Genomic DNA, 14,234 nt, shown 5'->3' on the forward strand with positions numbered 1-14,234 from the left:
AATCTGACTGACTGGTCTGTGATCACAGAACCGGGGGGTGTCTTTACCGCGCCCCTCGGACAGACCATCATCCGTGCACCAAAAACCGGAACGGAGCGCTGAGAGTATGACGCATTCCCCCCAGGGCACGGATGCGCCCGGCCTGACAACGGCTTACACATCGGCCCCGCTGCCCGACGCGACCATTCATGCGCGGACGGATTCCTACTTCAATCGCACGCGGGAAATTGTCTCCCATTTTGGCGATTGTCAGGTGACGTATGCTTTCTTCATCCGCCGTCCGGTCATTTCCGCACCGGGGCTGATGCTGGAATGGCTGAAAAACGTCATGGCGGAACGCAACAGCCCCTATTCGGTTGATCTGGTCCACCCGGAAGGTGACTGGGTTGGCGCGGGGGAACCGCTGGTCTATATCACCGGCTCCTTCACCCATCTGGCAGACCTCGAAACGCTGCTGCTGCAAAAACTCGGCAGCCCGTGCGTTGCAGCCCATCGGGCTTATCAGATTGCTATTTCCTTACCCCAGACCAGATTTCTGGCCATGGATGCCCGCCACTGTGCCGGGTTCGAGATGCAGGAACTCATGGCTTATGCCGCTTCCGTTGGTGGCCGTGCCGCACAGCGCGACGGCGCGACGGGCTTTGTTGGTACCGCGAATGACGCCGTAGCCCCCTTTTTCGGCACCAGAGACGGCGCAGGCACCATGCCTCACGCCCTGATTGGCTATGCAGGCTCGACTGTTCGTGCAGCGGAAATGTTCCACGAGATGTATCCCGACGCGACGCTGGTCGTGCTGGTGGACTATTTCGGGCAGGAAATTACGGATGCACTGGCCGTCTGCCGTCGCTTCCCGCACCTTGCGGCAGAAGGGCGTCTGGCCATGCGGCTGGACACCCACGGCGGCCGCTTTCTGGAAGGACTAAACCCGCAACTCTCGTACGCCGTGCTGGACCGGCACGCACCGGAGTCGTTGCGCCGCTACCGCTCAGATTCCGAACTCCGTTATCTGATTGGCACCGGCGTCTCCGCTGCTGCCGTCTGGCGGATGCGGGATGCGCTGGATGAGGCGGGCTTCCCGCAGGTGAAGATCATCGCGTCTTCTGGCTTTGGCGTGACCAAATGCGCCTGTATGGCGGATGCGCGGGCACCCATTGATATTGTCGGCACCGGATCTTTCATCCCTGACCGATGGAACGAAACCTACGCCACAGCCGATATTGTCTCCTATAACGGCGTGGAACGCGTAAAAATCGGGCGTGAGTTTCTGCTCCCGTCCGCACAGAAGACACAGAAAGGCAAAGAGGCATGACGGACACCCCCTCCCCCGAGGACAAAACGTGGCGCGTGCGCATTCTGGATCTGTCCGGCGGTGCGGAAGATAATATTTCTGAAGAAGTCGGCGGCTTTCATGATCTGGCCCACGCTAACGCCTTTGCCCGCACCTATGTGCGGGACAGCGTGGAGCGGTGCCGTATGCCCGGTTCCTCCGCCAAGGATGTGCTGACAGCCTGGATGAGCTTTGGGGAAGACGCCCTTGTGATTGATGCCGGAGACAGTGGCTGGTCTTCCGCCAACGAACTGGATGACTTTGCCGCCACCCGCGCCACACCCATGGAACGCGACTGGCGCGCTCTGGACCCCCGCCGTCTGGTGGAAGATGAAGACGCCGACGAGGACCTGCCCGGCGAGCCGGAAGAGCCTTCTTTCCACTAAACCCATTCTACACTCTGGCGGAGGCTGGTATTTCGCCTCTGCCCACGGCATAGAGACCCCATGAAGCTTCGTTTTGCGCCCAGCCCCACCGGCATGCTGCATGTCGGCAATGCCCGTCTTGCTCTTGCTAATGCTCTGTTTGCCCGCCGCCACGGCGGCAGCTTTCAGCTCCGTATTGATGATACGGACACCGAGCGGTCCCGCGAGAGCCACGTTGAGGCCATCCGCACGGATCTGACGTGGATGGGCATTACGTGGGATGAAACCTTCCGCCAGACCGAGCGGCTGGACCGCTACGCGCAGGCTATCAAGAAGCTGAAGGCCTCTGGCCGCCTCTATCCCTGCTTTGAAAGCGAATATGAACTCGCCGCCAAGCGGGAAACGCAGATCCGCCAACGCCGCGCCCCCGTCTATGACCGCGCCATGCTCAAGCTGACGCCAGAGCAGCGTGCCTCCGCAGAAGCCAACGGCAAGGTGCCTTACTGGCGCTTCAAACTGTCCGATACGGTTGTCCGCTGGCGCGATCTGGTGATGGGTGACTGTCAGGTCAAACTGCCATCCGTGTCCGACCCGGTTCTGGTCCGCACCGATGGCACCGTGCTCTACACGCTGGCCTCTGTGGTGGATGATCTGGAAACAGACGTCACGCACATTATCCGTGGTGAAGACCATGTGACCAACACCGGCGTGCAGCTTGATATTGCAGAAGCCCTCGGTGCCCGCCCCGACCATTTCCGCTTTGCCCATCTGCCGCTGCTGCTGGATGAAAACGGCGGCAAGCTCTCCAAACGCTTTGATGCGCTCTCTCTGCGCACCCTCCGGCAGGATGGCATTGAAGCCGAAGCGCTGATTTCTTATCTGGCCCGCCTCGGCAGCTCGGATGATCCGGTTCTGCTGCCGTTTGCCGAGCAGGCTGCGGTGTACGATATTTCTCACATCTCCCGCTCTGCTGCGCGCTTTGACACGCACCAGATGCTGGGGCTGAACCACAAGCTGCTGGGCCAGCTTCCGTTTGACGCCGTGAAGGACCGTCTGCCGGAAGGTGCGACCGAAGCCTTCTGGCTGGCCATACGGGGCAATCTCGATCTGCTGTCCGAAGCGCGCCTGTGGCACACCGTGACCGATGGCACGCTGATCCCGCCCGTGCAGGAAGACGAACAGGACTTCCTGAAGCAGGCAGCTGACCTGCTGCCTGCGGAACCGTGGGACACCACAACATGGAAAGCCTGGACGACCGCTCTGCGTGAGCAGACAGGCCGTTCCGGCAAAGCTCTGTTCCGCCCGCTTCGTCTGGCTCTGACGGGTGAGGAACATGGCCCGGAACTCAGCGATCTGCTGCCTCTGATTGGCCGCGCCCGCGCGCTCTCCCGTCTGGTTCCCGGAAACGCCTGAAGCCTACCAAGGCTCCTGCAGAAGAGGATGTGTCCCATGACATCAGGCTCCCACCCTCTTCTGCATACATCCGCACCCGATTCGACGAGCCTGATACCCAGCCCGTCGGATGCGCTGCTGATTATTGATGTGCAGAATGATTTTCTGCCCGGCGGCGCGCTCGCCGTGCCTGAAGGCGATGCCATTCTGCCCGTTATCCGAAAGCTGCTCCGGCTCCCTTTTGGCCTGATTGTCACCTCGCAGGACTGGCACCCGGCGCAGCACATCTCTTTTAAAACAGCGACCCCGGCTGGCAAATGGCCGCCCCATTGCATCGCACACACGCAGGGTGCCGCACTGGCAGCCGACCTGACCTTCCCCGCCAACACACTGGCTGTTTTCAAAGGCACGCAAGCCGATCAGGACAGTTACTCCGCGTTTGGCGGGAGAGACGCGCAGGGAACATCACTAGCCACCCTGTTACAGCATCACGGCATTGCCCGGGTTTTTGTGTGCGGACTGGCGCTTGATTACTGCGTGCAGGCTTCCGCGCTTGATGCCCGCACAGCAGGCTTTCAGACTGTGGTCATTACAGACGCCTGCCGGGGCATTGCTTCAGACCTCACGCCAATTCTCGTCAGGCTGCAAGACGCTGGCGTAATGCTGTGTTCTTCCGCCCCCCTCATGCCTCGCCTCTAACGGCTGCCTTTCTGGCTCCCACACGGCACAGCTGGAATACGGCGTGCTCCCGCCTGACACGAAGCGTATGCCCAGCTCCTGGCCGCCAGCTCCCTCGCACTTTCCAGATTAAACACTTTCCAGCTTTCGGGCCGTGACAGCCTCTGGAACATCAGGCACTCTTTCATCAGTTTTGATCAAATCAGTGTTCGACAGTCCGGAAACCCTATGTTGCCGCCTCTCTCCCGCCGCTCTTTTGGTCTTGGCCTGACCAGCCTGCTGGCCGCCCCACGCCTTGCTCAGGCGTCCACGCCCATCATGACTTCTGATGTGCCGCCCCCTACGCTGGAGGTCCTGAAGTGGGCTCCCGCCACACGGGCTGCCCTGCAAAGTGTGATGGACGCACACGGCCACTATTCCGAAGGGTATGATGCCAACCCGCGCCCCTATGCGGCGTTTGACTGGGACGAGACCGCCATTGTCGGCAACGTGCAGGAAACCCTGTTCCACTTCATGCTGGAGCATTTCAGCTTTCTGCTGCCTGCCGAGCAGTTCCGGCACCTTCTGCATGTAGGCGGCTCAGACCATCCTCTCCCTGCTCCGTTTAAAAATCTCGCTGGTCAGCCCGTTATTTTTTCCGAGCTGATACAGGACATTTTGGAAGACTACCGTGCCCTTGCCGCGCATTACGGCCATATGCCGCACCCGCTGCCGCGTGAAGAACTGGCGGATGATCCAGCCCTGCAGGCCTTCCGGGCGAGAATGGCGCTGTATCATCAGGCCCTGCGCGCCACACATGGAGAGGAAGTGGCCCAGCGCGGGCTGATCCGCCTGCTGGCAGGCCAGACCGTGCAGGATGTTGTCGCCCTTACCCGCGCCGCGAATGAGAGCGCGCTTGGCCAGTCCATTGAGCGCGTCACGTGGAAAAGCCCGGCCACTCGCCCCGGCAGAACCGGCCCGCTCAGCGTGACCATCACGCAGGCCCTCCGCCTGACACCGGAAATGGCGGACCTGTTCCAGATTTTGCAGGAACAGGGCATCGACCCGATTATCTGCACATCTTCATTGGAAGAAAGCGTCGCCATTTTCGCAACGTCAGCTGAATATGGCTACAATTTACGCCGCGAGCATATTTTTGGCGCGCGCCTCACCCAGCATAAAAAGCTGTATGGCGCGACTGAGGAAGCGAATTACCCGTTCCCATTCGGGGTTGGCAAAACCACAATCCTTCGCACCCATCTGGCCCACCGCAAACAGCCGCCGCTGATTATTTTTGCAGGGGAAGACAGTTCAGGCCACCTGCTCTCAGCCTTTCCAGAAACGCGGCTGTGTTGCCTGATCAATCGCAAACAGACGGCGGACATGCAGCCCTTCCTGCAAGAAGCCGTTAAACAGCGCGGCACTGCAACCCCGCGCCTTGTGCTACAAGGGCGCGATGAAAACACCGGGGAATGGCGCCCGGATGAAGCCAGTATCTTTCTGGGGGAAACCAGCCCCAGCCTGCCTTAAGGCATAGAAAAAGGGCCTGCCGGATTAACCGACAGGCCCTTTTTTTGAAGCAAACCAAAAGCTGGCTGTCTTCTTAGTTCTTGGTTTTGTCAACCAGACGGGATTTTGCAATCCACGGCATCATGCCACGCAGTTTTGCACCAACAGCTTCAATCTGGTGGGCATCGTTACGCGCACGCGTTGCCTTGAAGCCAATGTTGCCGGACTGGTTTTCCAGAATGAAGTTCCGGACGAACGTGCCGTTCTGGATGTCCGTCAGGATGCCTTTCATGGCCTTCTTGGTTTCCGGCGTAATCACGCGCGGGCCGGACACATATTCACCATACTCAGCCGTGTTGGAGATGGAGTAGTTCATGTTGGCGATACCGCCTTCATAAATCAGGTCCACAATCAGCTTCGTTTCGTGCAGGCATTCGAAGTAAGCCATTTCCGGGGCGTAACCGCCTTCAACCAGCGTTTCAAAGCCAGCACGGATCAGCTCGACCAGACCACCACACAGAACAGCCTGCTCACCAAACAGATCGGTTTCAACTTCTTCCTTGAAGCTGGTTTCGATCACGCCTGCACGGCCACCGCCAATAGCAGAAGCGTAGGACAGAGCGATATCCAGAGCAGAACCGGACTTGTCCTGAGCAATTGCCACGAGGCAGGGCACGCCACCGCCACGCTGGTATTCAGAACGCACCGTGTGGCCGGGGCCTTTCGGAGCGATCAGGAACACGTCCAGATCCGGGCGGGCTTCAATGATACGGAAGTGGATGGCCAGACCATGAGCAAATGCCAGAGCGGCACCCTGCTTCAGGTTCTTTTCCAGAGACTCCTTATAAAGAGCGCCCTGCCCTTCATCCGGCGTCAGCACCATCACAACGTCAGCCCATGCGGCGGCTTTGTCCGGCGTCATGACCGTAAAGCCAGCCTGCTGTGCCTTTTCAATCGCGGAAGAGCCTTCACGCAGGCCGATCACGATATCCTTAACGCCGCTGTCTTTCATGTTGTTGGCGTGGGCGTGGCCCTGACTGCCGTAACCGATAACAGCAACTTTTTTGGATTTAATCAGATTCACATCAGAATCGCGGTCGTAATACACACGCATTGTCATATCGTTTCTTCCTTATTCTGTCAGAGCGCGGACGCTCTGCTCTTTCACCTTCAGAGGGACTGAATCGTCTGGGGGCCGCGGCAGATTGCGGCGACTCCGGTACGGGAGACCTCAACTAGCCCAAGCGGACGCATCAGCTCGATGAAACTGTCAAGTTTATCGGTAGACCCCGTCAGCTCGAACACGAAGGACGAGGCCGTTGTATCCACCGCCCGCGCCCGGAACGCCTGCGCAATGCGCAGCGCCTCGGTACGGGGTTCGCCAGAGGAGACGACTTTGATCATCGCCATCTCACGCGCAACATGCGGGCCATCTGCCGTCAGATCCGCCACGCGGGAGACCGGCACCAGCCGTTCCACCTGCGCCTTGATCTGCCGGATATCGGCCGGGGTGCCGGTGGTCACAATGTTCACACGGGACTGCTTACCATGCTCGTCCACCGGAGCCACCGTCAGGCTGCGGATATTGTAACCACGGCCGGAGAACAGGCCGACAATACGGGCGAGTGCCCCGCTTTCATTATCGACCAGAAGAGAGATGACCGCAGAGCCGGGAGCTTCCTGCTGCATTGAAAAATTTCCTGAAAACACGCCAGAACAAGCCGTGCGTTTCACACGGCGAAGAAGGAAAGAGAGGCAATCAGACGAGCATCATGCCCTCACGCGTGACCTTCGCCCCGCGTTCTTCCTGGTCCGGACCAAGGATCATCTCATTATGCGCCGCACCGGACGGGATCATGGGGAAGCAGTTTTCCCCTTCCGTCACGCACAGATCCACAACCACCGGACCATCATGCTCCAGAGCAGCACGAATGGTGTCATCCAGCTCTTCCATCCGCGTGGCCCGCAGGCCTTTGGCATGGAAGCTTTCTGCCAGCTTCACAAAATCTGGCAGGGCATCACTATAGCTTTCGGAATAGCGAGACCCGTGCAGCAGTTCCTGCCACTGGCGCACCATGCCCATATAGTGGTTGTTGATAATGAACAGCTTAACCGGCAGGCGATACTGCGCGATGGTCCCCAGTTCCTGAATATTCATCAGGGTGGACGCCTCACCGGCAATATCCAGCACCAGCGCCTCCGGGTGTGCAATCTGCGCGCCAACAGCTGCGGGCAGGCCGTAGCCCATGGTGCCGAGACCACCGGACGTCAGCCAGCGGTTCGGGTCATCAAACCGGAAGAACTGGGCCGCCCACATCTGATGCTGGCCAACTTCGGTGGAGACATATGTGTCCCGGCCCGTCTCACGCGCCAGTTCATAAATCCGCTGGATGGCCTGCTGCGGCTTGATGACAGCATCCGGGGCCTGATCCTGCGAGAACCGCAGGCAGTCCAGCGCACGCCATGCTTCAATCTGCTCCCACCATGCGGCGAGATCGGCCTGATGGGCGTAAACGGGTTCTTTTTCCCACTCTTCGATCATCATTTCGATAATCCGCCCGGCATCGCCCACAATCGGCTGATCGACAGGAATGATCTTGTTGATCTGGGACGCATCAATATCAGCATGGATCTTGAAGGAATCCGGGGAGAACGCATCCACCCGGCCCGTCACGCGGTCATCAAACCGGCTGCCCAGAGCAATCAGCACGTCACAACCATGAGTAGCCAGATTGGCCTCATACATGCCGTGCATGCCCAGCATGCCCAGATACTGCTTATCGCTCCCCGGATAGGCCCCAAAACCCATCAGCGTGGAGGTGATGGGGAAACCCGTCAGCTTCACCAGCTTACGCAGGTTTTCACAGGCCTTCGGGCCAGCGTTGATCACGCCACCACCTGTATAAAACAGCGGACGACGCGCCTTTTTCATAGCAGCTACGGCACGTTTCACGGCGTCACGGTCCGGCTCAGCCGTGCCTTTGGCAACGCGCATTGGCGTCTGGCTGGCTTCAACATACGGGGCATCACCCACCGTAATGTTCTTGGGCAAATCAATCAGCACGGGGCCGGGGCGGCCAGAGCGGGCAATCGTAAACGCTTCATGCACCGCAGGAGCCAGATCTTCCGGTCGGCGCACCAGATAATTGTATTTCGTCACCGGGCGGGTAATGCCCGTAGTGTCGGCTTCCTGAAACGCATCATTGCCGATCAGGGAAGAGGGCACCTGCCCGGAGAGGCAAACCAGCGGAATGGAGTCCATCAGGGCGTCCAGCAGGCCGGTCACCGCATTGGTGGCACCGGGGCCACTGGTCACCAGCACAACGCCCACCTTGCCGGTAGAGCGGGCATAGGCTTCCGCTGCATGCACGGCGGCCTGCTCATGCCGCACCAGCACGTGGCGAATACGGTTCTGTTTGAACAGGGCGTCATAAATCGGCAGCACTGCGCCGCCGGGATAGCCGAAAATAACTTCCACACCCTGCTCATCTAGCGCGCGCATAAGCACTTCCGCGCCCGGAAGGGTCTGCGGTTTCTGTGCATCGGGTGCTGAAGAGGCGGTTTGCGGTGTCATCTTATCCTGTTCTCCCATGGAGGGGCTGGGCCGCATCTTTAGGGAACCTGTTGGCAACCGTCAATCCCGGAAAGAATAAAAGAAATAATTTCGTGCCGTTTTCTTTCCGAAAATTTCTCAAAATCCGGCATACACATATCAAGATCGTATGTGAAACCAGATTGCGTCAGGGCATGATGCGCAAACCACGTCGCCTGACGCCGCGTATAACGGCCAGTTGCAAGGGTCGCGAGGCGGATCGCCTCCTCTTCCGACATCTCTCCGCGCAACATGGCCGCAAGTTCCGGCACGCCATGCGCCCGCATGACTGGCAGGGCTGGGTCCAGTTTTTGTAATAACAAAGAACGCACTTCTTCCACCGCGCCATGCTGCATCATGGCTTCAAACCGCAGAGCGATTCTCGCACGCAGGTCTGGCCGGGGCGGCAACAGACGCAGGGCAATAAACCGACACGGCGCAGGTGGCAGCCCCGGCTGAGCCTGCCACCATGCCAGACTCCGACCCGTCCCCCGCCAGACCTCCCACGCACGGGAGACACGCTGCGAATCAACCGGCTGCAAGCGGGCTGCCATCTGCGGGTCCACCTCCGCCAGCCGGGCATGCAGAGCAGGCGCACCTTCTTCCGCGACTAATGCGCGGGCTTCCGTCCGGGCGGCTTCCCCACAATCGGGGATTTCCGCCAGCCCATCAGTCAAAGCGCGCATATACATCCCCGTGCCACCGCACAGAATAGGCAGGCGACCCGCAGCCCATGCCTCTTCCATGGCGGCAAGCGCCTGCGTGCGCCACCAGGCCACGCTGCCTTTTTCCGCTGCGGGGAGAACACCATAGAGGCGATGCGGCACTGCCTGCTCATCCGCCGCGCTCGGGCGGGCCGTGAGCACATGCAGGTCTTTGTACACCTGCATGGAATCCGCATTGATAATGGTGCCGCCGAGTTCCTTCGCCACCGCAAGTGCGAGAGCAGATTTACCCGAACAGGTCGGTCCGGCAATGATCAGGGCCGGGGGTTGGGTTGTCTGGTCTTCCGCTTGCTTCATGCGGGCATTCCTGTCACACACCGATCTGAAATGATGAGCTTTGTTCTGACACTTGTCGCACAACGCGACGCCACCACCCTTGATAACGCCACCATCGCCCTCGCGCGGGATGCGCTGGATGGCGCACGGGACATAACCGTTCTCTCACCCGAAGAAGCGGTTGATATCCCCTGCCCCACCACAGCAGCAGAGCGCCTGCCTGCCCTGCATGCTGCACTGGAAGGCCGGGCGATTGATGCGGTCCTGACACATCAGGCCAGCCGACGCAAACGCCTGCTGGTGTCGGACATGGACAGCACGATCGTGGCGAATGAAACGCTGGATGATCTGGCTGCCCACGCGGGCATTGGTGAGAAAATTGCCGCCATTACCACCCGCTCCATGAATGGTGAGCTGGATTTTGCCACAGCCCTGCGCGAACGCGTGGCCTTGCTGAAAGGCTTTCCATCGGCCCTGCTGGAAAAGGCGTGGAAAGATGTCACGCTGAACGAGGGTGCTAAAGAAATGGTGCAGACCATGCACGCGCACGGGGCGCATACAGCCCTTGTGTCCGGCGGCTTCACCTTCTTCACGTCCCGCGTGGCAGGTCTGTGCGGCTTTGATGAAGACCACGCCAATACGCTGATTGTGGATGAGGCTCAGGGTCTTCTGACGGGTGAAACCGGACACCCGGTTCTCGGGCCGGATACCAAGCTGGCTCTACTGGAACGTCTGGCCGCTGAGCATGCCATCCCGCTCGTGGAAACACTGGCGATTGGGGATGGGGCGAATGATCTGCCTATGCTGAAAAAGGCCGGTCGGGGGCTGGCCTTCCATGCCAAGCCGGTTGTGCGCAAAGCTGTGGCTGCACAGATCAACCAGACATCACTCAGGACAGCCCTGTTCGTACAAGGCTACCCTGTCTCGGCTTTTTCAGGCACATAAGACGAAGACTTAGGCCCGGAGGGAGGAAACCACACCATGCAGCTTGACCCGCGTGATTTTTCTTCCTTCCCCATTGCCCGCACCATTTTGGTGATCGTCGGCTGTGGCCTGCTAATCTACTGCTTTCAGTATTATCTAATCCTGCCGCCAGACTCTCCCGAGCATGTCATGCGCCATGTGGCCGCCCTGATTGTCGGGACACTTATTCTGCTCGGCACAATCTGGGTCTAAAAAAACGGCCCTGAACACTCAGCCAGAAAATTCTGTGCTGGCATTCGGGCCGCTTCTTTCATCTCGACGCAACAGGCAGGTTTCCCTGCCTCAGTGTCAGGATTTCTTCACGAACTCAGATTTCAGGTTCATGGCCCCGATGCCGGGGATCTTGCAGGCAATGTCATGCCCGTCTCCGCCATCTGCCAGACGGATGCCTTTAACCTTCGTGCCGCCTTTGACCACCAGAGAAGATCCTTTGACCTTCAGATCCTTGATCACGGTCACAGTATCCCCATCCGCCAGCACATTGCCGTTGGCATCGCGGATTTCCGCTGTGCCTTCTGCGCCATCAGCCTCGGCGGCCTGATCCTGCTGGCTCCATTCATGCCCGCATTCCGGGCAGATCCACAATGCGCCATCCTGATACGCATAGGCGGAACCGCATTTGGGGCACTTAACGTCACTATCCATCATCAACCTCGTTGTTATGGAGTGTCCTAAAGCACGGATCCTGCGCCTCTCCTACCCCTGACGGGCCCGGACGCGTGGCTTAGCGTGTTACTGTTTGTCTGACGTGCGGCCTGTCCACAGCCAGAGTGCGAGCGGCGGCACAAAGAAATACAGAGCAACCGCTACAATCAGCAGCCGCAGTTCAAACAGCAAATCCGTATGCAAAATGCTGCGGCAGAAAATATTGGCCAGCCCCAGCATCAGGACGACGCAGGCAAACCCGCCCAGATTGGCCAGAAAAGACCGCCCGGCATTAATCTGCACAAGGGTTCTGAACACCACGCCACCCGGTTGCTGCTTGTTCATGGCTTTTCCTTTTGGTTCTGCTTTGTGTGTTTCTCTTAAGCGCCTGCCGTCGGGAAGTCACTGACCGATCTGGGAAACGCTGCCCCTAGAAACCCAGTCGCCGATGCATTTCCGCCACCAGTTCCGGCGTATCATCCAGCGGGGTGACAACCCATGGTACCAGACCTTGCGCGGATACATCATCATCCAGCATCCGGATGCGCCCCGCTGCTTCCAGTCCTTGCAGGAAGCGGGTAATCCGCCGGGAGCGGCCCGGCAGAGGGAACACAAACACGCTGGCCGGCCCGGCCACAGCTTCGGACACCATGGAGACACTATCCATGGTCACCACAAGGCTGTCCGCACAGGCCACCAGCCCCCTATAAGGATTGTCTCCCTCGCCATTCCAGACCGTGCCCCCTGCGCCTTCCACCAGGTCCGTCAACACCCGCAAGGCGTCCGGGTCCGTCCGGCGGGAGGGCGTGACAATCAGGCTTCCGCCCTGCTGCCTTACAGCCTGCGCCAGCAGTGCCCCCAGCTTATGAGCTTCCGGCACGCCAAACTTAAACCGCCCGTTGGAGCCACCCACCAGCCCGGCAATCAGTGGGCGCGGGAGACCAGCAAAACGCGGCATCCACTCTTGCCGCGCCTGTGCCAGTACCTCCGGTGTCAGGCCATGCAGAGCCGTGCGGCCCAGCAGCACATTGGGGCCGGAAATTTCGTCATGCTCACACGCCACAATCAGATCAAACCGCTCCAGAGACTGGCGCGGATTTTGCACCTGCACCACAGGGCAGCCCGGCGCACGCAAAGCTGCACCAATCGCGCCGCCTTTGCCGCCAATGCTGATCACCACATTCGCCTGCGCCAGTCCCGGTATAGCTCCAAACGACGCGCCGGAGGCTGTGCGAAGAAAAGGACGCGCCAGGACTGGCGGACCGGCGAGCATCAGACGTGCCAGACGACCGGGGCTGACAGCCTGAAAGCAGCTTTCCCACCCGGCCCGGCTTGCCAGCCCCAGAGCCTGAGAGCGCATCCCGGCAAAATCTTCCCCCACCACCAGAGCGGAGACAGGGTTTGAACCCGGCACCTTTCCGGCATATACGTCTTCAGCCATCAGGCTCCCCTGCTTTTTTTCGTTTCAAACCCGGTCAGGACGGATACCACACAGCATGTCCAACAGCTTTGAGGCAATGGGCCTTCTGCCGTCTTTGTGCACATGGGCCGCACAAGCAGGCATGGAAGAGCCCACGCCTATCCAGCAAGCCGCCATTCCCGCAGCCCTTGCGCAGAAAGATATTCTGGCCATTGCCCCAACGGGCACGGGCAAGACCGCCGCCTATGCCCTGCCGATGCTGCAACAGCTTCTGGAAAGCAAACGCGCGCAAGATGTGCTGGTACTGGTGCCCACGCGAGAGCTGGCCTTGCAGACAGCCCGTGTGTTCCGCACCTGTCTGGGTCAAAAAGCCGACAATTCCCGCCAGAAAGCAGGCACCGTTGCCGTCGTGCCGCTTTATGGTGGCGCAGACAGAGCGCATCAGGCCGAGCGCCTGCTGCATGACGGCCCGCGTGTACTAATTGCCACCCCCGGCCGCCTGCTGGATTTTGCCGATGGCGGGGAAATTATGCTCGCCTCCTGTACCCGCGTGGTGATGGATGAAGGCGACCGCCTGTTCTCCCCCGAGTTTTTTGAAGAAAGTGCGGCGATTGTCAGCCAGCTGCCGCCTGTCCGGCAGACGCTGTTTTTCTCCGCAACGTTGCCAGCAGCCCTCAAACAGACTGTGCAGCAACTGCTGCGGCGGCCAGAAGAAATCCACATTACCCGTGCGGCAGAAAAGCGCGGTCCCATTCGTCAGGGCGCACTCTTTATAGAGCCTGCACAAAAAACCGGTTTCCTGCGGCAGTTCTTCATGCGGGACCGCACCAACCGGGCAATTGTTTTCGTCAAAACCAAAGCCGAAGCGGATCAGTTGGCCGCAACGCTCAAAAAAGCGCGCGTTCAGGCTGCCCCGCTGCATGCCGATCTCTCTCAGGCTCAGCGCAACGCAACAGTGGCCAGCTTTGCAGCCGGCAAAATTCTGGTGCTGGTAGCGACCGACATTGCCGCCCGCGGGCTGGACCTGCCCTCCGTGAAAAACGTGGTGAATTATGATCCACCAGATCAGCCGGAGGCCTACCTGCACCGTATCGGCCGCACAGGCCGTGGCGGCCAGACCGGTTCGGCTCTGACGCTGTGCGCGGCAGCCGAGCGTAAAAAGCTGCGTCAGATTGAACTGGGCGCATCCGTCCGCCTGCGTATTCTCTCGCAGGAACAGGCTCTGCCGGACGCTGCGGAACCTAAACAGGCATCCGGAACGCCACGCGGCGGAAAACCCGCTCCTCGTCGCACATCCGGCACTTGAACGCAGGCCCAAAACAGTGGACCATAATCTCATGAT

General features: G+C 59.7%; 15 protein-coding genes. 8 read left to right on the forward strand and 7 right to left on the reverse strand.

Features of this window, described 5'->3' with window-relative positions:
* Positions 1-106: 106 nt before the first annotated feature.
* The 5 genes from AD928_RS12375 to AD928_RS12395 all read left to right on the forward strand — a co-directional run bounded on the left by AD928_RS12375 (position 107) and on the right by AD928_RS12395 (position 5,271).
* Entirely contained in the window at positions 107-1,309 is a 1,203-nt protein-coding gene (locus AD928_RS12375) for a nicotinate phosphoribosyltransferase (RefSeq protein ID WP_082779365.1), read from the forward strand.
* Positions 1,306-1,713: a hypothetical protein gene (locus AD928_RS12380; RefSeq protein WP_061502067.1), complete on the forward strand. Its 408-nt coding sequence runs from the start codon at positions 1,306-1,308 to the stop codon at positions 1,711-1,713. The genes AD928_RS12375 and AD928_RS12380 overlap by 4 nt, the downstream gene beginning before the upstream one ends.
* Positions 1,714-1,773: 60 nt before the next feature.
* Complete coding sequence (gene gltX, locus AD928_RS12385) at positions 1,774-3,105, forward strand: glutamate--tRNA ligase (protein ID WP_043553638.1); 1,332 nt, start codon at positions 1,774-1,776, stop codon at positions 3,103-3,105.
* A gap of 36 nt (positions 3,106-3,141) precedes the next feature.
* Positions 3,142-3,783, forward strand: a complete 642-nt coding sequence (locus tag AD928_RS12390) for a nicotinamidase (RefSeq protein WP_062250901.1) — start codon at positions 3,142-3,144, stop codon at positions 3,781-3,783.
* 207 nt (positions 3,784-3,990) lie between these two features.
* A complete protein-coding gene (locus tag AD928_RS12395; RefSeq protein ID WP_062250902.1) occupies positions 3,991-5,271 on the forward strand; it encodes a hypothetical protein in 1,281 nt (426 codons plus the stop codon).
* A gap of 73 nt (positions 5,272-5,344) precedes the next feature.
* On the opposite strand, the gene ilvC is transcribed toward AD928_RS12395, so the two are convergent.
* From ilvC to miaA, 4 genes are all read right to left on the reverse strand, one after another.
* On the reverse strand, positions 5,345-6,364 hold the full coding sequence (gene ilvC, locus AD928_RS12400) for a ketol-acid reductoisomerase (protein WP_062141580.1): 1,020 nt from the start codon (positions 6,362-6,364) through the stop codon (positions 5,345-5,347).
* 56 nt (positions 6,365-6,420) lie between these two features.
* On the reverse strand, positions 6,421-6,939 hold the full coding sequence (ilvN, locus tag AD928_RS12405) for an acetolactate synthase small subunit (RefSeq protein ID WP_062141530.1): 519 nt from the start codon (positions 6,937-6,939) through the stop codon (positions 6,421-6,423).
* Between the two features lie 70 nt (positions 6,940-7,009).
* Positions 7,010-8,824 (reverse strand): biosynthetic-type acetolactate synthase large subunit, encoded by a 1,815-nt coding sequence (gene ilvB, locus AD928_RS12410; RefSeq protein ID WP_233420068.1) that lies wholly within the window; start codon positions 8,822-8,824, stop codon positions 7,010-7,012.
* Positions 8,825-8,862: 38 nt separating this feature from the next.
* A complete protein-coding gene (gene miaA / locus AD928_RS12415) occupies positions 8,863-9,864 on the reverse strand; it encodes a tRNA (adenosine(37)-N6)-dimethylallyltransferase MiaA (protein ID WP_062250904.1) in 1,002 nt (333 codons plus the stop codon).
* 30 nt (positions 9,865-9,894) lie between these two features.
* On the opposite strand from miaA, the gene serB reads away from it, so the two are divergent.
* The gene (gene serB / locus AD928_RS12420) at positions 9,895-10,788 is read left to right on the forward strand and encodes a phosphoserine phosphatase SerB (protein ID WP_062250905.1); all 894 of its coding nucleotides are present in this window, start codon (positions 9,895-9,897) and stop codon (positions 10,786-10,788) included.
* A gap of 36 nt (positions 10,789-10,824) precedes the next feature.
* Positions 10,825-11,019 (forward strand): hypothetical protein, encoded by a 195-nt coding sequence (locus AD928_RS12425; RefSeq protein WP_062141525.1) that lies wholly within the window; start codon positions 10,825-10,827, stop codon positions 11,017-11,019.
* Between the two features lie 96 nt (positions 11,020-11,115).
* On the opposite strand, the gene AD928_RS12430 is transcribed toward AD928_RS12425, so the two are convergent.
* The 3 genes from AD928_RS12430 to AD928_RS12440 form a co-directional block, all read right to left on the reverse strand.
* Positions 11,116-11,472, reverse strand: coding sequence for a zinc ribbon domain-containing protein YjdM (locus AD928_RS12430; RefSeq protein ID WP_062141576.1), 357 nt, complete (start codon positions 11,470-11,472; stop codon positions 11,116-11,118).
* An 87-nt stretch (positions 11,473-11,559) separates the two neighbouring features.
* Positions 11,560-11,817 carry a hypothetical protein gene (locus tag AD928_RS12435; RefSeq protein ID WP_043553626.1) on the reverse strand — a complete coding sequence of 86 codons (258 nt, stop codon included), beginning with the start codon at positions 11,815-11,817 and terminating at the stop codon, positions 11,560-11,562.
* 85 nt (positions 11,818-11,902) lie between these two features.
* Positions 11,903-12,913, reverse strand: coding sequence for a mitochondrial fission ELM1 family protein (locus AD928_RS12440; protein ID WP_062250906.1), 1,011 nt, complete (start codon positions 12,911-12,913; stop codon positions 11,903-11,905).
* 55 nt (positions 12,914-12,968) lie between these two features.
* Here AD928_RS12440 and AD928_RS12445 point away from each other — a divergent pair, with 55 nt between their 5' ends.
* Entirely contained in the window at positions 12,969-14,198 is a 1,230-nt protein-coding gene (locus AD928_RS12445; RefSeq protein ID WP_062250907.1) for a DEAD/DEAH box helicase, read from the forward strand.
* Positions 14,199-14,234 lie beyond the last annotated feature (36 nt).

The sequence above is a fragment of the Acetobacter cerevisiae genome (assembly GCF_001580535.1).
Classification (GTDB): Bacteria; Pseudomonadota; Alphaproteobacteria; order Acetobacterales; family Acetobacteraceae; genus Acetobacter; species Acetobacter cerevisiae.